17 protein-coding genes are annotated in these 17,468 nt (G+C 60.1%); 13 read left to right on the forward strand and 4 right to left on the reverse strand.

All coding sequences use genetic code 11. From position 1 onward, the window contains the following. The first annotated feature begins 14 nt into the window (after nt 1-14). Complete coding sequence (locus JK208_RS03545) at nt 15-491, forward strand: DUF3429 domain-containing protein (protein WP_228125595.1); 477 nt, start codon at nt 15-17, stop codon at nt 489-491. Here the strand turns inward: JK208_RS03545 and kdsA are convergent. From kdsA to tpiA, 4 genes are all read right to left on the reverse strand, one after another. After that, entirely contained in the window at nt 488-1,312 is an 825-nt protein-coding gene (kdsA, locus tag JK208_RS03550; RefSeq protein WP_211570562.1) for a 3-deoxy-8-phosphooctulonate synthase, read from the reverse strand. The genes JK208_RS03545 and kdsA overlap by 4 nt on opposite strands. Continuing rightward, nucleotides 1,309-2,940 (reverse strand): CTP synthase, encoded by a 1,632-nt coding sequence (locus tag JK208_RS03555; RefSeq protein WP_211562695.1) that lies wholly within the window; start codon nt 2,938-2,940, stop codon nt 1,309-1,311. The genes kdsA and JK208_RS03555 overlap by 4 nt, the downstream gene beginning before the upstream one ends. Nucleotides 2,941-3,043: 103 nt before the next feature. Then, the gene (gene secG / locus JK208_RS03560) at nt 3,044-3,367 is read right to left on the reverse strand and encodes a preprotein translocase subunit SecG (protein ID WP_099286729.1); all 324 of its coding nucleotides are present in this window, start codon (nt 3,365-3,367) and stop codon (nt 3,044-3,046) included. Next, nucleotides 3,364-4,164 carry a triose-phosphate isomerase gene (gene tpiA / locus JK208_RS03565; RefSeq protein ID WP_211574390.1) on the reverse strand — a complete coding sequence of 267 codons (801 nt, stop codon included), beginning with the start codon at nt 4,162-4,164 and terminating at the stop codon, nt 3,364-3,366. The genes secG and tpiA overlap by 4 nt, the downstream gene beginning before the upstream one ends. A 190-nt stretch (nt 4,165-4,354) precedes the next feature. Here tpiA and JK208_RS03570 point away from each other — a divergent pair, with 190 nt between their 5' ends. The 12 genes from JK208_RS03570 (at nt 4,355) to JK208_RS03625 (ending at nt 17,411) form a co-directional block, all read left to right on the forward strand. Further along, complete coding sequence (locus JK208_RS03570; RefSeq protein WP_211574391.1) at nt 4,355-6,304, forward strand: peptidyl-prolyl cis-trans isomerase; 1,950 nt, start codon at nt 4,355-4,357, stop codon at nt 6,302-6,304. Continuing rightward, nucleotides 6,304-7,716: an anthranilate synthase component I gene (gene trpE, locus JK208_RS03575; protein ID WP_211574392.1), complete on the forward strand. Its 1,413-nt coding sequence runs from the start codon at nt 6,304-6,306 to the stop codon at nt 7,714-7,716. The genes JK208_RS03570 and trpE overlap by 1 nt, the downstream gene beginning before the upstream one ends. Nucleotides 7,717-7,777: 61 nt before the next feature. After that, nucleotides 7,778-8,374, forward strand: a complete 597-nt coding sequence (locus JK208_RS03580) for an aminodeoxychorismate/anthranilate synthase component II (protein WP_211574393.1) — start codon at nt 7,778-7,780, stop codon at nt 8,372-8,374. Then, nucleotides 8,371-9,474 (forward strand): anthranilate phosphoribosyltransferase, encoded by a 1,104-nt coding sequence (trpD, locus tag JK208_RS03585; protein WP_211574703.1) that lies wholly within the window; start codon nt 8,371-8,373, stop codon nt 9,472-9,474. Before JK208_RS03580 ends, trpD begins: the two co-directional genes overlap by 4 nt. After that, the gene (gene trpC, locus JK208_RS03590; RefSeq protein WP_099286724.1) at nt 9,471-10,397 is read left to right on the forward strand and encodes an indole-3-glycerol phosphate synthase TrpC; all 927 of its coding nucleotides are present in this window, start codon (nt 9,471-9,473) and stop codon (nt 10,395-10,397) included. Before trpD ends, trpC begins: the two co-directional genes overlap by 4 nt. Before the next feature lie 153 nt (nt 10,398-10,550). Then, entirely contained in the window at nt 10,551-11,555 is a 1,005-nt protein-coding gene (gene pdhA / locus JK208_RS03595; protein ID WP_099286723.1) for a pyruvate dehydrogenase (acetyl-transferring) E1 component subunit alpha, read from the forward strand. 3 nt (nt 11,556-11,558) lie between these two features. Continuing rightward, nucleotides 11,559-12,926 (forward strand): pyruvate dehydrogenase complex E1 component subunit beta, encoded by a 1,368-nt coding sequence (locus JK208_RS03600; protein WP_211574394.1) that lies wholly within the window; start codon nt 11,559-11,561, stop codon nt 12,924-12,926. Nucleotides 12,927-12,931: 5 nt separating this feature from the next. Continuing rightward, nucleotides 12,932-14,161, forward strand: coding sequence for a pyruvate dehydrogenase complex dihydrolipoamide acetyltransferase (locus tag JK208_RS03605; RefSeq protein ID WP_211574395.1), 1,230 nt, complete (start codon nt 12,932-12,934; stop codon nt 14,159-14,161). A gap of 3 nt (nt 14,162-14,164) precedes the next feature. Continuing rightward, on the forward strand, nt 14,165-15,571 hold the full coding sequence (lpdA, locus tag JK208_RS03610; protein ID WP_211574396.1) for a dihydrolipoyl dehydrogenase: 1,407 nt from the start codon (nt 14,165-14,167) through the stop codon (nt 15,569-15,571). Between the two features lie 5 nt (nt 15,572-15,576). Beyond that, a complete protein-coding gene (gene lipA / locus JK208_RS03615) occupies nt 15,577-16,545 on the forward strand; it encodes a lipoyl synthase (RefSeq protein ID WP_194263029.1) in 969 nt (322 codons plus the stop codon). Continuing rightward, the gene (locus tag JK208_RS03620) at nt 16,545-17,024 is read left to right on the forward strand and encodes a type II toxin-antitoxin system RatA family toxin (protein WP_211574397.1); all 480 of its coding nucleotides are present in this window, start codon (nt 16,545-16,547) and stop codon (nt 17,022-17,024) included. The genes lipA and JK208_RS03620 overlap by 1 nt, the downstream gene beginning before the upstream one ends. An 84-nt stretch (nt 17,025-17,108) precedes the next feature. Next, nucleotides 17,109-17,411 (forward strand): hypothetical protein, encoded by a 303-nt coding sequence (locus JK208_RS03625; RefSeq protein WP_211574398.1) that lies wholly within the window; start codon nt 17,109-17,111, stop codon nt 17,409-17,411. The last annotated feature ends 57 nt before the right edge of the window (nt 17,412-17,468 follow it).

The raw sequence follows: 17,468 nt of genomic DNA on the forward strand, positions 1-17,468 counted from the left end.
AGGTCAACGACGACATGCGCCTTCCTTTTCCCATTTTCGTGCTTGGCATTGCCGGACTGATCCCCTTCATGACGCTTGGAGGGTGGATTTTCCTTGCCGGACTGTTTACGCCGCTGCCGCATCTGAAGATCATTCTGCTGGCGTATGGTGCCTGCATCCTGTCATTTCTGGGGGCCGTACACTGGGGGCTGGCCATGGAACGGCCGGACATCATTACGGTCGGCGGCACGTCACAGCAGGACCGGCAGCGCCTTGTGCTGGGTGTCTGCCCTGCGCTCTGGGCATGGCTTGCCCTCTGCATCGGCGTTCTGGGTCATGTCCGGGCCGGGTTCGGGCTGGAAATCATCGGTTTTGTCGGGACGTTCTTGGTGGAACGGGAAGCCTGGAGGAAGGGGGCGCTTCCCCCAGGTTATCTGCCGCTGAGAGCCGGACTGACGGCTATTGCGGTACTGAGCTTGTTTCTGGCTGCTTTGGCACCGTCCGGCAGTTAGGCCGGAAAGGATTTCGCCAGAGCGTCAAAGGCTTTCAGGCGCGTCAGGAAACTGCGCATTTCATGGAGCGGCACCATAGTCGGACCATCGCTTGGAGCATAGTCCGGGTCCTGATGTGTTTCGATGAAAACAGCCGCCACACCAATGGAGAGGGCTGCACGAGCGAGGGGTTCCACGAATTCACGCTGCCCCCCCGTTGACGCTCCAAGGCCACCCGGCTGCTGCACGGAATGTGTCGCATCGAACACGACGGGATAGCCCGTCTGCGCCATGATCGGCAGGCCGCGCATATCGCTGACAAGCGTGTTGTAACCGAAACTCGTGCCCCGATCGCAGAGCATGATGCGCTCATTGCCGGTTGAGGCAATCTTGGCCGCGACGTTCGCCATGTCCCACGGTGCGAGGAACTGACCCTTCTTAACGTTGATGGCACGACCGGTTTCGCCCGCCGCCAGCAACAGGTCCGTCTGGCGGCACAGAAATGCCGGGATCTGCAGAACATCTACGGCCTGAGCGGCAGGTGCGCACTGCTCGGCAGTATGCACATCCGTCAGGACGGGAACGCCGAATCGTTCGCGGATGCTGGCAAGGATCTCCAGACCGGCATTCATACCCACACCACGCGCAGCGTTGACCGAACTCCGATTGGCCTTGTCGAAGCTGCTTTTATAGATCAGCCCGATTCCGAGTTCGCGGCAGATGGAGGAGATGGCATCGGCCATCTCCGTTGCATGCTCGCGGGATTCGATCTGGCAGGGGCCAGCGATCAGCGTGAAAGGCTGATCCTGACCGACCGTGAGGTCTCCAATCCGGAAGCTCACTTGTTGTGAGCCTCCTTGACGGCGGCACCAATAAAGCCCGCGAACAGGGGATGCGGGTCGAAGGGTTTGGACAGCAGTTCCGGATGGTACTGCACGGCCACGAACCATGCGTGATCCGGGTATTCGACCACTTCCGGCAGCACGCCGTCGGGGGAAAGGCCAGAGAACCGCAGACCTGTCTTTTCCAGACGATCCTTGTAATGCGCGTTGACTTCCCAGCGATGACGATGGCGCTCACGGATTTCCGTACGGCCATAAATTTCGGCTACGCGGGAACCGGGAACCAGCTTTGCCGGATAGGCACCAAGACGCATCGTGCCGCCCAGATCGCCGCCTTCACGACGGCGGAGCAGTTCGCCCCCACGCGCCCATTCCGTCATCAGACCGACAACAGGCTCGTCCGTCGGACCGAATTCAGTGGAGGATGCTTTAGGAAGACCGGCAAGTGAGCGCGCGCACTCGACTACGGCCATCTGCATGCCAAAGCAGATCCCGAGGAACGGAATATTGTTCTCGCGGGCATAACGGACAGCCTGGATTTTGCCCTCGGCACCGCGTTCACCAAAGCCGCCGGGAACAAGGATCGCGTCTGCATCCTTCAGGCGCTCGGCGATATTACCGTTCTTTTCGAACTCTTCCGATTCGATCCAGTCCAGATTGACCTTCACATGATTGGCGATGCCACCATGCAGCAGAGCTTCGGCCAGCGATTTATAGCTGTCGAGCAGAGCTGTGTACTTACCGACAACAGCCACGCGGACTTCGGCTTCGGGTTCGCGAATCGCATGAACGATCTTTTCCCAGCGCGAGAGGTCTGGCTTGCTGTCATAGGGCAGACCGAAATAGCGCAGGACTTCCTGATCCATTCCCTCGTTGTGGTAGGAAATGGGGCAGGCATAGATCGTGTCCACATCGAGCGCCGCAATGACGGCTTCCGGACGGACGTTACAGAAATTGGCGATCTTGCGACGCTCGTTGTCCGGGATGGGACGGTCCGAGCGGCACAGCAGCATCTGCGGCTGGATACCCACATTCTGCAGTTCCTTGACGGAATGCTGCGTCGGCTTGGTCTTGAGTTCGCCCGCTGCCGGAATGTAGGGCAGAAGCGTCAGATGCACACACATGGTCTGGGCATGGCCCAGATCATTGCGGAGCTGACGGATGGCTTCAAGGAAGGGCAGACTCTCGATATCGCCGACCGTGCCGCCGATCTCCACCAGCACGAAATCGTAATCGTCCGTGCCCGTGACCACCACGTCCTTGATGGCGTCCGTGATATGCGGAATGACCTGCACGGTCCCGCCCAGATAGTCGCCGCGACGTTCGCGCGCGATCACATCCGAATAGATCCGCCCTGTCGTGGTATTATCAGCCCGGGAGGCATGAACGCCCGTGAAGCGCTCATAATGACCGAGATCGAGGTCAGTTTCCGCCCCGTCATCGGTAATGAACACCTCGCCGTGCTGATACGGGCTCATGGTGCCCGGATCCACGTTGAGATAGGGGTCCAGTTTGCGCATGCGGACCTTGTATCCGCGCGCCTGGAGGAGAGCAGCGAGGGCCGCGGAAGCGATGCCCTTGCCGAGAGAAGATACCACACCGCCGGTGATGAATACGAAACGCGTCATGGGCGGTCTTCATACACTGCCGACGTAGGGCAGGGGAAGCGAAGAGACGCGTCTGTGTGAAAGATCCCCGTTAAAAAATCTGAACGGGGATTTTCAGGCGCGGTCAGTGAGCGGGCGTGGACGCCGGAGCAGCAGGCGTTGCCGGTGCTGTAGCGGCGGGCGGCTGGGCCAGAATGTCACGCGAGCCGACGCCCGAGGAGGCACCACGGTTCATGACGGCCAGCACCAGGCACAACAGCATGAAAATTCCGGCCAGAACCGACGTGGCCCGCGTGAGCAGCGTTGCCGTTCCGCGGCCACTCATGAACGAGCCCATCCCCTGGCCGCTGCCAATGCCGAGGCCGCCGCCTTCGCTGCGCTGGATGAGGATCACCCCGATCAGCGCCAGTGTGACCAGCAGGTTGAGAGCAAGCAGAAGAGTGGTCATGAACGATAGGGTCCGGACAATGGTTGGGCAGACAGGCGGAGAGAGGCTGATTCGGCAATGCGCAGAAAGCTCTTCGCTTCCAGACTGGCACTGCCCACCAGCACCCCTCCGAGCGACCCGATGGAAAAAATGGTCGGCGCCTGAGCCGGTGTTACGGAGCCGCCATACAGGATCGGGACACGAATGTCATCCATCTTGAGACGCGACTGCAACAGTCCGTGAAGCAAAGAGAGGGTCCGTTCAAGCTCCTCAATCGGCGGAACGGAGCCGCTTCCGATGGCCCAGACCGGCTCATAGGCCAGTACGCCATTGAAATTATCTGTCAGCGACCCTTCGACCTGCGTTGCCAGAACGGTGGTCGTCCGCCCTTCGAGGCGCTCCTCCATCGTCTCGCCGATACAGACGATGGGAATAAGCCCGGCAGCCTCGGCCGCCTCGACCTTCCGGCGGATCAGTGCATCGGTTTCGCCATGGGCCTGACGACGCTCGGAATGACCGAGGATGACATACTGCACCCCCAGATCGGACAGCATATCCGCCGAGATATCGCCGGTATGTGGACCGGACGAGGTCGTATGGCAGTCCTGCGCACCAAGGTGCAGTAGTGTATCCGGGCCTGCGGCATTGATGATGCCGTGAACGCTCGCAAGCTGGGTGAAGGGCGGACACAGAACGAGCCGCACATCATCTGGAAGGGCGTCTGCGCCCTCGGCGACGGTACGGGCCAGACGGGTGGACTGCTCACGCAGCCCGTGCATCTTCCAGTTACCAACGACAAGTCTTGGGGATGGGATCACTCTTCCTCCTTGGTGGCGATAGCAGCGGGATAACCGCTCAATCGGGGCTTAAGGACCGGACGGGGGCTAAAAGGATGCTTTCCGTTCCGGTCTGCTTCTGGTCAAGCCGTTCTCACGACATTATGGTGCGGCAAGTTTAGCGGTCCTACCGTGTCCGCACCATCCCGTCATCCGGATCTGCCCTGACCCCATGATTATCTCGCTCCGCCACCTGTTTGTTGACTCCTGGATTGGCCGTGCCGCCGCTCTTCTGATCTTTCTGGCCTTTATCGGCTGGGGCGTAGGAGATGTTTACTCCAATCTGGGCGCGACAGGGTCCAACGAAATCGTGCGCATCTACGATCGCAGCATCACTCCGGACGATTTCAGCCGAGCACTTTCAGCCCAGCTTCCCGCCGTCGCCAAGCAGATCGGACTTGCCGATCCCTCCAAACTGCCCAAGAGCGAGGTGGAGCAGATCGCCCGACAGACGCTTCAAAATCTCGTGATGCAGAACGAGATCCAGCTTGCCGCCGAGCGCGCAGGCATGATGGTGCCCGACGATCTGGTTCGGCAGGATATTTTCGCGATCCCCGCTTTCCATGACGCGGCCGGAAAGTTTGACCGAAGCATCTTTAACGACCGTCTGACCCGGATGGGTCTGACTGAAGGCAAACTGATTCAGGTCGTTCGCGAGGATATTGCGTCCCGTGGTCTGTTGCAGGGGATCGGTCAGGCCGTAGTCGCGCCCCCGTCATTGACGGAGCGCATGCTGTCTTTCGATGCGAACCAGCGCGTTTTTGATATGGTGGAAATCCCGTTTGCGAGCGGCACTGTGACTGCGCCTCCCACAGACGAACAGCTTCACCGCTTTTATGACAACCACCCGCAGATGTTCCGCACGACAGAATATCGTCATGCCAAGATGGTCGTCATGACGGCGGACAGCGTTGCCAAGACAATCGAGGTTCCGGACGACGTTCTTCACCGGCTGTACGATTTTCAGGCGCGCACCTATGACATGCCCGAGACCCGCACGCTTCAGGTTCTGACTTTTACGGATCAGGCGAAAGCCGCTGCGGCAGCGACCGCATGGAAAGGCGGACTTTCCTGGGACGATATCCAGAAGAAGTTTCCCGAAGCCGCTGCCGTGGCCCTGCCATCGGTTCGGCAGAGCGATATTCCCAACCCCGAACTCGCCAAGGCCGCTTTCGCTGCACAGCCTGACCGCATTTCCGGCCCGGAAAAGACCGGAATGGGATGGGTCGTTTTCAACATCACGGCCGTCGTGGCGCCTCACAAAACAACATTCGAGCAGGCAAAAGGCGATCTGAAAAAGCAGGTCCAGACGCAGGAAGCTGCTGAGGCTCTTCAGGCACGCCAGAAGCAGTTTCAGGACGCGGTTGCCGGTTCTTCGACGCTGGAACAGATCCCGGGTGATCTCGGCGCCGTTCCGGCTGCGGGAACGCTGGACTCCAATGGCATGACGCAGGACGGTCTGCCCGCACCCATCCCGGGTGATGAGGCTCTGCGTCAGGCCATCGTTCATCAGGTCTTCACGCAGTCCAAAAATGCCCAGCCGACAGTGGTCAACGGCCCGAATGGCACCTTCTTTTCGGTACTGGTTGACGAGGTCCGCCCCGGAACCCTCAAGCCTTTCGACAGCGTACGCGATCAGGTCGTTCAGGCATGGACTGCCGAGCAGAAGCGCCGCGCCGCCAATCTGCGCGCAACAGCTTTGTTCGGCACTGCAAAGTCCGGCACACTTCGCAAGGCCATGGACGGGCAGCCGGAAGCTTCGACCCTTCGCCAGGACGTGAGCGTCTCGCGTGTTCATCCCGATCAAAGCCTGCCCCAGAACATCCTGCGCGGGATCTTTGATCTCAAGCCGGGTACGACCGGGATGTTTGAAACGCCGGATGCATTCTGGCTCGTTAACGTGACGGCCGATCGCCCTGCTTCGGCAGAAGACCTGAAATCCCTCGGCACCCGTCTTGTGGACGATTATCGTCAGTCCATGCAGTCCGATATTCCGATGGTTCTGAGTGCTGCGATGGAAAAGGCTTTTCCGCCCTCGCATATCAATATGGCGCTCTACAATCAGGTCGTAGCGGCCGCGGCTCCGGCCAGCGCACCCGCACCAGAAAACGGGGCACACTGATGGGTATCGTCTACAGCATTGAGGCTGCCGATCTCCTGACGCCTGTTTCGGCGTTTCTCAGATTATCGAACCTGTCGGATGATGCGTATCGGCTTCTGTTTGAAAGCGTCGAAGGTGGTGCTGCACGCGGGCGTTATTCCGTCATAGCTCTGCTGCCGGATCTGGTCTGGAAGTCCCGGGACGGAAAGGTCACGCTCGACGGCAAACCCATCGACGGAATACCGCTCGAGACACTCAAGACCATCGTGGACGAAAGCCAGATGGATCTTCCGAGCGGAATGCCTCCCATGATCGGGGGCGTGTTCGGCGTGCTGGGCTACGACATGGTGCGGCAGATGGAGCGTCTGCCGAATGCTCCGGTCAACGATCTGGAGCTTCCGGAAGGGATCATGATCCGTCCGCGTCTGTTCGCGGTCTTTGATTCCGTGCGGGACGAACTGACGCTGGCCGTGCCGGTCCGTGGAGATACGACGGACGCGGAAGCTCACGCGCTTCTGAACAGGGCGCGGTCTGCTCTGTCCGCCCCTCTGGGAGACGCGCGCGAGACGCTGCCTGCAGGTACAGAACTGGAAGCTCCGGTCTCCAACATGACGCAGCAGCAGTTTGAAGACCATGTCCGCAAGGCGCAGGACTATATTGCGGCGGGCGATGCCTTCCAGATCGTGCCGAGCCAGCGCTTTACGACACCATTCCCCCTCTCACCGCTCTCGCTCTATCGCAGCCTGCGGCGGGTCAATCCGGCGCCGTTCCTGTTCGTGATGGAGCTTGAGGATTACGCCCTCGTTGGCTCGTCACCAGAAATTCTGGTCAGGTTGCGGGACGGCGAAGTCACGGTGCGGCCGCTGGCGGGCACCCGTCCGCGCGGTGCAGACCGCGATGAGGATCTGGCTCTGGAAAAAGAGCTTCTGGCAGACCGCAAGGAACTGGCCGAGCATCTGATGCTGATCGATCTGGGACGCAATGACGTAGGCCGCGTCTCGAAGCTCGGGACTGTCGCGGTGCCGGAGCAGTTCGTCGTCGAGCGCTACAGCCATGTGATGCATATTTCCTCGACCGTCACGGGCCAGATCAAGGATGGCAGCACGGCGATGGATGCGCTTGTGGCTGCGTTCCCCGCAGGAACCCTGACAGGCGCCCCCAAGATCCGCGCCATGGAGATCATCGACGAACTGGAGCCGACACGACGCGGGCCATATTCCGGCTGCGTCGGATATTTCGGCGCGGACGGCGAGATGGACACCTGCATCGGACTGCGCATGGCCGTTCTCAAGGACGGCAACATGTATGTGCAGGCCGGATGCGGCGTCGTTGCGGACAGTGATCCGAATGCCGAATTCCGTGAGACACAGGCCAAGGCCCGCGCACTCTTCCGGGCGGCGGAAATCGCGGTCGCAACCGCGGCCAAAGCCTGACGGAGAGCCGAAACACGATGTGTTGTTTGACGAAAAGAGACGCGAAGGTCATTCTGTCGCCATGATCCTTCTCATCGACAATTACGACAGCTTCACGTTCAACATCGTCCATCATCTGGGCGCTCTTGGAGCAGCATGTGATGTGCGTCGCAACGATGCGCTGAGTGTCGACGAGGCTCTGGCGCTTGATCCGGCTGCTATCGTAATCTCACCCGGTCCCGGTGCCCCCGCGGAAGCGGGGATCTGCTGTGATTTGATCCGCGCGGCAGCAGGACGTGTGCCGGTTTTTGGCGTGTGCCTTGGTCATCAGGCCATCGGGCAGGTCTTCGGTGCAGAAGTCGTGCGGGCGCCCGTGCCGATGCACGGCAAGATCAGCGCCGTGCATCACGACGGAACGGGGGTTTTTGCCGGATTGCCCGATCCGGTAGATGTTGTCCGTTATCACAGCCTGACGCTTCGGCCCGACAGCATTCCCGAGACTCTGGTCGTCAATGCGCGGACGGAAGATGGGGTCATCATGGGTGCGCGCCATCGCGACTATCCCATACATGGCGTTCAGTTCCATCCTGAGAGCATCGCTTCCGTCGCCGGACGCGAACTGCTGGCCAATTTCCTGACGATTGCCGGAATCCCGGTCGTGACCTCGCAGGCCGCCTGACGGTGGGAACTGAGTTTACAACGCTTTTGCACAAAGCTGCTTCGGGACAGGTTCTCAGCAATCAGGAAGCAGAAACCGCTTTCCACGCCATCATGGCAGGAACGGTTGATCCGGTTCATCTCTCGGCTTTTCTGACGGCTCTGAAACTCCGTGGAGAAACTCTGGCCGAGCTGACGGGTGCCGTGAAAGCCGTCCGGCATCACATGACACTCCTGCCGGATGTTCCAGCTGGGGCGATTGATGTTTGCGGAACGGGCGGGGATGGCCTGAAGACGCTGAACGTCTCGACGGCTGTGGCCTTCGTGCTCGCCGGTCTGGGCGTTCCCGTCGCCAAACATGGCAACCGCGCGCTCTCGTCAGCCACGGGCGCGACGGATGTTCTGGAAGTTCTGGGCATTCCACCAACCGATGATCTGGCCCTGCAAGGCAGGCGTCTGCGCGAAGACGGTCTGGTCTTTCTGGCAGCCCCCCAGCATCATCCTGCGATGCGTCATGCGGCACCGGTGCGCAAGGCGCTGGGTTTTCGGACATTGTTCAATCTGCTCGGACCCCTCTGCAATCCCGCTCAGGTGCGCCATCAGCTGATCGGCGTATTTGATGGACGCTGGTGCGAGCCGGTTGCAAAAGCACTCGGTACATTGGGGAGCCTGTCTGTCTGGGTTGTGCATGGCGCGACCCCGGAGGGTGGCAGTGACGAACTGACCCTCGCTGGCCCCTCTCAGGTCTCGGCTTGGGAGAAAGACGCTCTTTTTTCGTTTGAGATCGAACCGGATATGGCAGACCTGAAGGCAGCTCCGATCTCCGCCATCCGCGGCGGTGATGCCCAGACCAACGCGACCGCACTGCTTTCCCTGCTGGAAGGCGCCGGTGGCGCTTACCGTGATACGGTTCTTCTCAACGCGGCCGCGGCCCTGCATGTGGCAGGACGCGGCGATATCGTGAAGGGCGGGACGATTGACGTTCCGGCTTTCCGTCGCAATGTAGGTCTGGCGGCAGAGTCCATCGACCGTGGGCTCGCCCGCGCCGCGCTTGAGCGGGCGCGTCTGTCAGCTCATTCCCCGACTCATTCCATTGCTTCCACAGACGCAGGACGATCATGACATTCATGCACCATCGACCGGCGATGACATATTCGCCCGAGGGAACAGAACAGTTTCCGGACCCGGAAGTTCCGGAAACGACGACCCCTCCCATCAAAAATCCGGAAGCGGAAACCGCTGCCGACCGGAGTGATGTTCTGGCACGCATCTGCGCGCGTACGCGGGTGGACATCGAGCAGCGCTCGCAGATCATGTCGCTTAAGGACATCACAGCGCGGGCGCGGGAAGTCACCACTCCCACACGGGGGTTCGGGCAAGCGCTTCAGCATCTGACGGCAGACCGTCAGGTCGGGCTGATTGCAGAAATCAAGAAAGCATCTCCCTCCGCGGGAATCCTGCGTCCGGACTATGATCCGGTGAAAATTGCGCAGGACTATCAGGCCGCTGGCGCCACCTGCTTGTCCGTTCTGACGGAAGGCTCGTGCTTTCATGGCAGCACGGAAGATATCCGCGTTGTTCGCGAAGCCTGCAGTCTGCCGATTTTGCGCAAGGACTTTATCCTTGACCCTTGGCAGGTCCATGAAAGCCGTCTGATCGGGGCCGACTGCATTCTGCTGATCATGGCAGTGCTTACGGAAACGCAGGCCGCCGAACTGATCGCGATTGCACGTGGACTAGATATGGATGTCCTGCTGGAAGTCCATGATGAAGCCGAACTGAACCGGGCGCTGGCACTCGATACATTCCTGATCGGGATCAACAACCGTAACCTGCGCACTCTGAAAACCGATATCCAGACGACGATCGATCTGGCGCCGATGGTGCCGCCGGATCGTCTGGTCGTCTCTGAAAGTGGCATCCGGACGCAGGATGACATGATGAAGGTTGGCGCAGTTGGCGCGAGCGCCGTGCTGGTCGGTGAGAGCCTGCTGCGTGAGCCCGATCCGGGCGTGGCGGCACGTCGACTGCTCGGTTTTATTTAAACTCCGGCCGCCTTTCGGGGCGGTCAGGGCCGTTTTTTCACGGCATATCCCTCAGATCGGGGCGTTTCGCGCAAGCGGAACGTGGTCTGGCTTTTGGTGGCTTCTGCCGCTAAGAGCATGCGGGATTTTATGCATTTCCATCAGGAGACCGTCATGGACGAGACACCGTCCGCTTCAGGCCGGAGCAACGGTCCGGCCCTTTCGCCGGAGACCATGAAGCGCGCTTACAGGGACATGCTTCTTGTCCGGCGTTTCGAGGAAAAAGCCGGACAGCTTTACGGCATGGGTCTGATCGGCGGCTTCTGCCATCTTTATATCGGGCAGGAAGCCGTTGTGGTCGGGATCGGCCTCAACATGAAGCAGGGCGACAAGTCCATCACGTCCTATCGTGACCACGGACAGATGCTCGTGGCGGGTATGACGCCGCGCGGTGTGATGGCGGAACTGACGGGCCGGTCCGGCGGGTATTCCCGCGGCAAGGGTGGCTCCATGCATATGTTCTCCCGTGAAAAGGAGTTCTACGGTGGTCATGGTATCGTCGGTGCGCAGGTCGCACTGGGTACAGGTCTAGCTTTCGCGAACAAGTATCGCGGGACGGATGAAGTCTCGATCGTGTATTTCGGCGAAGGCGCATCGGCACAGGGGCAGGTCTATGAGAGCTTCAATCTCGCGGCACTGCATAAGCTGCCCTGCATCTATGTGATCGAGAACAACCGCTACGGCATGGGCACGTCCATTGAGCGCGCCTCGGCCTCGAAGGACCTGTCGCGCAATGGCGAGCCCTGGGGCATTGCCAGCCGCAAGGTCGACGGCATGGACATTTTCGCAGTTCATGAAGCCGCGCAGGAAGCTGTGGAATACTGTCGTGCGGGTAAGGGGCCGTTCCTACTGGAAATGGAAACCTATCGCTATCGTGGGCACTCCATGTCGGACCCGGCGAAGTATCGCCAGCGTTCGGAAGTCGAGGAGATGCGCCGGACGCGCGACCCGATCGAGACGCTGAAGGCCGAGATGCTGCGCAGCGGGATCGAAGAGAGTGTGTTCAAGGACATTGAGACGGACGTGAAAGCCATTGTCGCTGACGCGGCCGAATTTGCGCAGACGAGCCCCGAGCCGGATCATTCCGAACTCTGGACTGACATTCTGGTGGAGGCCTGATCCATGGCATCTCTAATTCTGATGCCGGCTCTCTCGCCGACCATGACCGAAGGGACGCTTGCGCGCTGGGTCAAGACGGCGGGTGAGGCCGTTTCCGCCGGAGACGTGATTGCCGAGATCGAGACCGACAAGGCGACCATGGAAGTGGAAGCCGTGGACGAAGGCGTGATCGGCAAGACGCTGGTTGCCGAAGGTACGCAGAACATTGCAGTCAACACGCCGATCGCCATGCTTCTGGCGGAAGGCGAGGACGCTTCGGCTGCGGACACCGTAACCCGCTCTGCCGACCCAGCTGCGGGCGCTTCTGTCGCGATTGAAACACCGGCTGATCTGGGGATCGTGGAAGCGCCGGAAGTCGCACAGGCCGAGAATGACCGGGACTGGGGCGAGACCAGCGACATCACCGTCCGTCAGGCCCTGCGGGATGCGATGGCAGCCGAACTTCGTCGTGATGAGGACGTGTTCCTGATCGGTGAGGAAGTGGCGCAGTATCAGGGCGCCTACAAGGTCAGTCAGGGTCTGCTGGACGAGTTCGGCGAGAAGCGCGTCATCGATACGCCGATTACGGAACATGGTTTCACAGGTATGGCCGTGGGTGCGGCGCTGACGGGGCTGAAGCCGATCGTCGAGTTCATGACCATGAACTTCTCGCTGCAAGCCGTTGATCACATTATTAATTCTGCTGCCAAAACGCTTTACATGTCCGGCGGTCAGATGGGCTGCCCCATCGTGTTCCGTGGCCCGAACGGGGCAGCGGCCCGCGTGGGTGCCCAGCATTCGCAGTGTTTTGCGAGCTGGTACGCCCATATTCCGGGCCTGAAAGTGGTCGCCCCTTGGTCGTCTGCAGATGCAAAGGGTCTGCTGCGGGCTGCCATTCGCGATCCGAACCCGGTCATCGTTCTGGAAAACGAGATCCTCTACGGCCAGAAGTTTCCGTGCCCCGTAGATGAAGACTTCATCCTGCCGATCGGTCGCGCGAAGATCGAACGGGAAGGGACGGACGTAACGCTCGTGGCCTTCTCCATCATGGTCGGCGTGGCGCTGGAAGCCGCAGCCCTTCTGGCAGAAGAAGGCATTTCGGCCGAAGTCATCAACCTGCGCTCGATCCGTCCTCTGGATACCGAGACAATCGTACGCAGTGTGAAGAAGACGAACCGCATTGTCTCCGTCGAAGAAGGCTGGCCGGTTGCGGGCATTGGGGCGGAAATCTGCACCGTGGCCGTCGAGCAGGCTTTTGACTGGCTCGATGCTCCGCCCGCGCGTGTCTGCGGGCTTGACCTGCCGATGCCCTATGCGGCCAATCTCGAAAAACTGGCGCTTCCGAAACCCGAATGGGTGGTGGATGCGGTTCGCAAGCAGCTGCGGGACTGACAACGATGGCTACCGATATTCTGATGCCGGCGCTGTCGCCGACCATGACCGAGGGCAAACTGGCCCGCTGGCTCAAAGCCGAGGGCGATACCGTTTCCGCCGGTGACGTGATTGCTGAAATCGAGACCGACAAGGCGACCATGGAAGTGGAAGCCGTGGACGAGGGCATCCTTGGCCGCATCCTGATTCAGGAAGGCGTCGAGGGGATTCCCGTCAACACGCCGATTGCGATTCTTGTGGAAGAGGGCGAGGCCGTGCCTGACGCCTCTTCCACGCAGGCCCCAGCGGCTCCGAAAGCTGAGACACCAAGCGCGGAAACAACGCCTGCGGCTCCAGCATCCAAAGCTCCGGCTGAGGACAAGGGAGAGCGGATTTTCGTTTCTCCGCTCGCCAAGCGTATGGCGCGTGAGCGGGGCATTGCCCTTGACGCCCTGACAGGAAGTGGTCCGAACGGACGCATTCTCAAGCGCGACGTTGAGAAAGGCCCTGCTGCGCCCAAGACGGCTCCGAAAGCTGCTGCTACGCCCGTCCTCACCGCATCGGAAGAGACGGTCCGTCGGGTGCCGAACTCGACGATGCGCAAGGTGATCGCGCGTCGTCTGACAGAATCCAAGACGCAGGTTCCGCATTTCTATGTCTCGGTCGATATCGAACTGGATGCACTGCTGGCCCTGCGTTCGAAGCTGAATGCGACGGCGCAGGAAAACAGCTTCAAGATCTCGGTCAATGACATGATGATCAAAGCCGTGGCGTTGGCATTGAAGAAAGTACCGGGCGTGAACGTCCAGTTCACGGATGCCGAGACGCTGCATTTCGAGAATGTCGATATCTCGATGGCCGTCTCAATTCCGGACGGGCTGATCACACCGATCATCCGCAATGCCGATCGCAAATCCCTGCGCGACATCAGCGTCGAAGCCAAGGATCTTGCCAAGCGCGCGCGTGCCGGAAAGCTCAAGCCCGAGGAATTCCAGGGCGGGACGTTCTCCATTTCCAATATGGGCATGTTCGGCGTGCGTGACTTCGCGGCGATCATCAATCCGCCGCAGGCCGGTATTCTGGCGATTGCCTCAGGCGAAAAACGGGCTGTGGTCCGTGGCTCGGAGATTGCGATTGCGACCGTAATGACGGCGACGCTGTCGGTTGATCATCGGGCGGTTGATGGTGCCCTTGGGGCCGAGTGGCTGAATGCACTGCGCGATATCGTGCAGAACCCTTACTTTCTGGTGGTCTGAACCATGTCCGAGACTTTCGATCTGATTGTTGTTGGTGGCGGCCCCGGCGGCTATGTGGCTGCTCTGCGGGCCAGCCAGCTCGGCATGAGCGTGGCCCTCGTGGAAAGCACGCATTTTGGTGGCGTCTGCCTGAACTGGGGCTGTATTCCGACCAAGGCGCTTCTGCGCTCCTCGGAAATCCATCATCTTCTGCATGAACTGGGTACGTTCGGCCTGTCCGCAGACAATATCTCGTTCGACCTGTCCAAGATCGTGGGCCGCTCACGTAGCATTGCGCGCCGGATGGGCGGCGGGATTGCCCATCTTCTGAAGAAAGCCAAGGTCACGACCTTTGACGGCCGCGCCAAACTGGCTGGGCGTTCGGGCGAGGCGCATCAGGTTGCCATCACGAAGGATGGCGCGGCGGTTGCGACCATCAAAGCCCCGCATGTCATTCTGGCAACGGGTGCGCGGGGGCGTCAGCTTCCGGGACTGGAAACGGATGGCACCCTGATCTGGGGGGCACGCGAGGCCATGACGCCGAAGGAGTTGCCGAAGCGTCTTCTGGTCATCGGATCGGGTGCGATCGGTATCGAATTTGCGTCGTTCTACCGGAACATGGGCAGTGAGGTCACGATCGCCGAAGTGGCGGATCGGATCCTGATCGCCGAAGATCCGGAAATCAGTGCAGCAGCCCGCAAGGCTTTCGAAAAGCAGGGGATGACGATCATCACCAGCGCGAAAGTGGGCCCACTGAACAAGACTGAAAACGAGGTTTCCACGACGATCGAGAGCCCAACAGGCAAAATCGATCTGACGGTGGACCGCGTGATCTGTGCTGTTGGCATCGTGGGCAATGTCGAGGATCTGGGGCTTGACGGCACCAAGGTTCAGGTGGACCGCACCCATATCGTCACGGACGGTTTCTGCCGGACCGGCGAGCCGGGTGTCTATGCGATCGGTGATGTGGCCGGAGCACCGTGGCTGGCCCATAAGGCGAGCCACGAAGCCATCCTGTGCGTTGAAAAGATCGCCGGACGTTCGCCGCAGCCCTTGCATCCGCTCAACATTCCGGGCTGCACCTATTCGCGTCCGCAGATCGCGTCTGTCGGTCTCAGCGAAGAGAAGGCGATTGCCGCAGGACATAAGGTCAAGGTCGGTCGTTTCCCGTTCATTGCCAACGGCAAGGCTGTGGCGATGGGTGAGACGGACGGCATGGTCAAGACCGTGTTCGACGCGACGAGTGGCGAACTTCTGGGCGCACACATGATCGGCGCGGAAGTTACGGAAATGATTCAGGGTTATGTCATTGCCCGGACCGGGGAACTGACAGAGGCGGAACTGATCGAAACGGTCTTCCCGCATCCGACCATTTCCGAGACCATGCACGAGGCAACACTGGCGGCCTTCGACGGCCCGCTGCATATCTGAGCATCATGTCCCAGCGCATCACCATCGACCATCGCGCAGCACCCGCGCTTCGTCACCCGGAAAAGGCGCATCGGCCTGACAATCCGATCCAGCGCAAGCCGTCCTGGATCCGGGTCAAGGCGCCGAACCATCCCGTGTATCACGAGACGCGGGCGCTGATGCGCGATGCAGGCCTCGTGACGGTCTGCGAAGAAGCAGCATGCCCCAATATCGGGGAATGCTGGTCGCAGCGTCATGCCACGATGATGATCATGGGCGAGATCTGCACCCGGGCCTGTGCGTTCTGCAACGTCACGACCGGGATGCCAAAGCATCTTGATGCGGACGAACCCCGGCGTGTTGGCGAGGCTGTGGCAAAGCTCGGGCTACGGCATGTCGTTATCACGTCCGTGGACCGTGACGATCTGGCAGATGGCGGTGCGGAGCATTTCGCGCAGGTGATCCGTTCGATCCGGCAGACCTCTCCAGAGACTACGATTGAAATCCTCACTCCTGATTTCCTTCGCAAAGATGGAGCGCTGGAGGTCGTCGTGGCTGCACGTCCCGACGTGTTCAATCACAATATCGAGACCGTACCCCGACTTTATCCCACCATCCGGCCGGGTGCGCGTTACTATCAGTCCGTTCGATTGCTGGACGGAGTAAAGAAACTCGATCCTTCCATTTTTACCAAGTCCGGCCTGATGCTTGGGCTGGGCGAGGAGCGTATGGAAGTGGCTCAGGTCATGGATGATTTCAGGATCGCGGACGTCGATTTCCTGACACTTGGGCAATATCTCCAGCCCTCCGCAAAACATGCGGCCGTTGAAAAGTTTATTACCCCCGACGAGTTTGACGGCTATGCTGCGGCTGCCCGTTCAAAAGGATTTCTTCAGGTCAGTGCCAGTCCGCTGACCCGGTCCTCCTATCATGCGGACAGTGATTTCGCGAAGCTTCAGGCTGCGCGGAAAAGCCGTCTGAAAGAAAGTCTCTGATGCCGACACATGCCGAGCAAAGGTTGATCGCCTACACTCCGGACCAGCTCTTTGATCTTGTGGCGGATGTCGAGAAGTATCCGCAGTTTCTGCCCTGGTGCGTGAAGGCGAGCATCCGCACCCAGACGGAACAGGAGCTTGTGGCGGATCTGACGATCGGGTTTGGCCCCTTCCGCGAGACCTTCACGAGCCGTGTAACGCTGGAGAGGCCGTCGCGCATCCGGGTGCGTTATGAAAAAGGGCCTTTCCGTTATCTGAACAATGTGTGGACGTTCAGCCCGGACCCTCGTGGCTGTCTGGTCGATTTCTTTGTGGATTTCGAGTTCAAGTCACGCCTGTTGCAAAACGCGATGGGCGTGGTGTTCAATGAGGGTGTGCGCCTTATGGTGTCCGCCTTCATCAAGCGCGCACGAGATATTTACGGTGCCCAGGGGGCAAAGGCTGCTCCTCCGACGCCCGGTCTTTCCCAAAGGACATAAAATTTCATAGTGTTGCCAGAACCATTTGCGGGTTGAGTCGTTACACAGTCAAACACCGCGATGGTGACAGGAAAGGATTACGTTATGAAAAAGATTTCTTTTGGCGCATTCGCTCTGACTGCACTGGTCGCTGCGGCCTCTCCGGCCATGGCCGCGCATCATCACGGCAAGCATCATGACAAGGGCGGGCATGCTGCAAAAGCCAGCGGCTCCCCCACGACGGAAGACCTGAACGCACGTTCGCTGCAGCAGGCCCAGACGCCGGTTTCTCCGACGGCTCCGACGGCAGCAATCCCGCCCGCTGCTCCGACCGCGATCCCGACCGCTCCCAGCCTTCAGGCAGCTCCGGCAGCTTCGACGATGCCAGCTCCGACGCAGGGCAACTGAGGCTGTAAACAGATCGGTGGTCTGTTGTAGGTTTGCAAAAAAAGGCGGCGCCGTTCA

The sequence above is a fragment of the Gluconobacter sp. Dm-74 genome, from assembly GCF_018256135.1.
Taxonomy (GTDB): domain Bacteria; phylum Pseudomonadota; class Alphaproteobacteria; order Acetobacterales; family Acetobacteraceae; genus Gluconobacter; species Gluconobacter cadivus.

What these genes read in the sequence shown, in the direction of transcription:
- JK208_RS03545 (WP_228125595.1), top strand. Translation starts at nt 15, where the DNA reads ATGCGCCTTCCTTTTCCCATTTTCGTGCTTGGCATTGCCGGACTGATC.
- JK208_RS03555 (WP_211562695.1), bottom strand. Translation starts at nt 2,940, where the DNA reads ATGACGCGTTTCGTATTCATCACCGGCGGTGTGGTATCTTCTCTCGGC.
- secG (WP_099286729.1), bottom strand. Translation starts at nt 3,367, where the DNA reads ATGACCACTCTTCTGCTTGCTCTCAACCTGCTGGTCACACTGGCGCTG.
- JK208_RS03570 (WP_211574391.1), top strand. Translation starts at nt 4,355, where the DNA reads ATGATTATCTCGCTCCGCCACCTGTTTGTTGACTCCTGGATTGGCCGT.
- trpE (WP_211574392.1), top strand. Translation starts at nt 6,304, where the DNA reads ATGGGTATCGTCTACAGCATTGAGGCTGCCGATCTCCTGACGCCTGTT.
- JK208_RS03580 (WP_211574393.1), top strand. Translation starts at nt 7,778, where the DNA reads ATGATCCTTCTCATCGACAATTACGACAGCTTCACGTTCAACATCGTC.
- trpC (WP_099286724.1), top strand. Translation starts at nt 9,471, where the DNA reads ATGACATTCATGCACCATCGACCGGCGATGACATATTCGCCCGAGGGA.
- pdhA (WP_099286723.1), top strand. Translation starts at nt 10,551, where the DNA reads ATGGACGAGACACCGTCCGCTTCAGGCCGGAGCAACGGTCCGGCCCTT.
- JK208_RS03600 (WP_211574394.1), top strand. Translation starts at nt 11,559, where the DNA reads ATGGCATCTCTAATTCTGATGCCGGCTCTCTCGCCGACCATGACCGAA.
- JK208_RS03605 (WP_211574395.1), top strand. Translation starts at nt 12,932, where the DNA reads ATGGCTACCGATATTCTGATGCCGGCGCTGTCGCCGACCATGACCGAG.
- lpdA (WP_211574396.1), top strand. Translation starts at nt 14,165, where the DNA reads ATGTCCGAGACTTTCGATCTGATTGTTGTTGGTGGCGGCCCCGGCGGC.
- lipA (WP_194263029.1), top strand. Translation starts at nt 15,577, where the DNA reads ATGTCCCAGCGCATCACCATCGACCATCGCGCAGCACCCGCGCTTCGT.
- JK208_RS03620 (WP_211574397.1), top strand. Translation starts at nt 16,545, where the DNA reads ATGCCGACACATGCCGAGCAAAGGTTGATCGCCTACACTCCGGACCAG.
- JK208_RS03625 (WP_211574398.1), top strand. Translation starts at nt 17,109, where the DNA reads ATGAAAAAGATTTCTTTTGGCGCATTCGCTCTGACTGCACTGGTCGCT.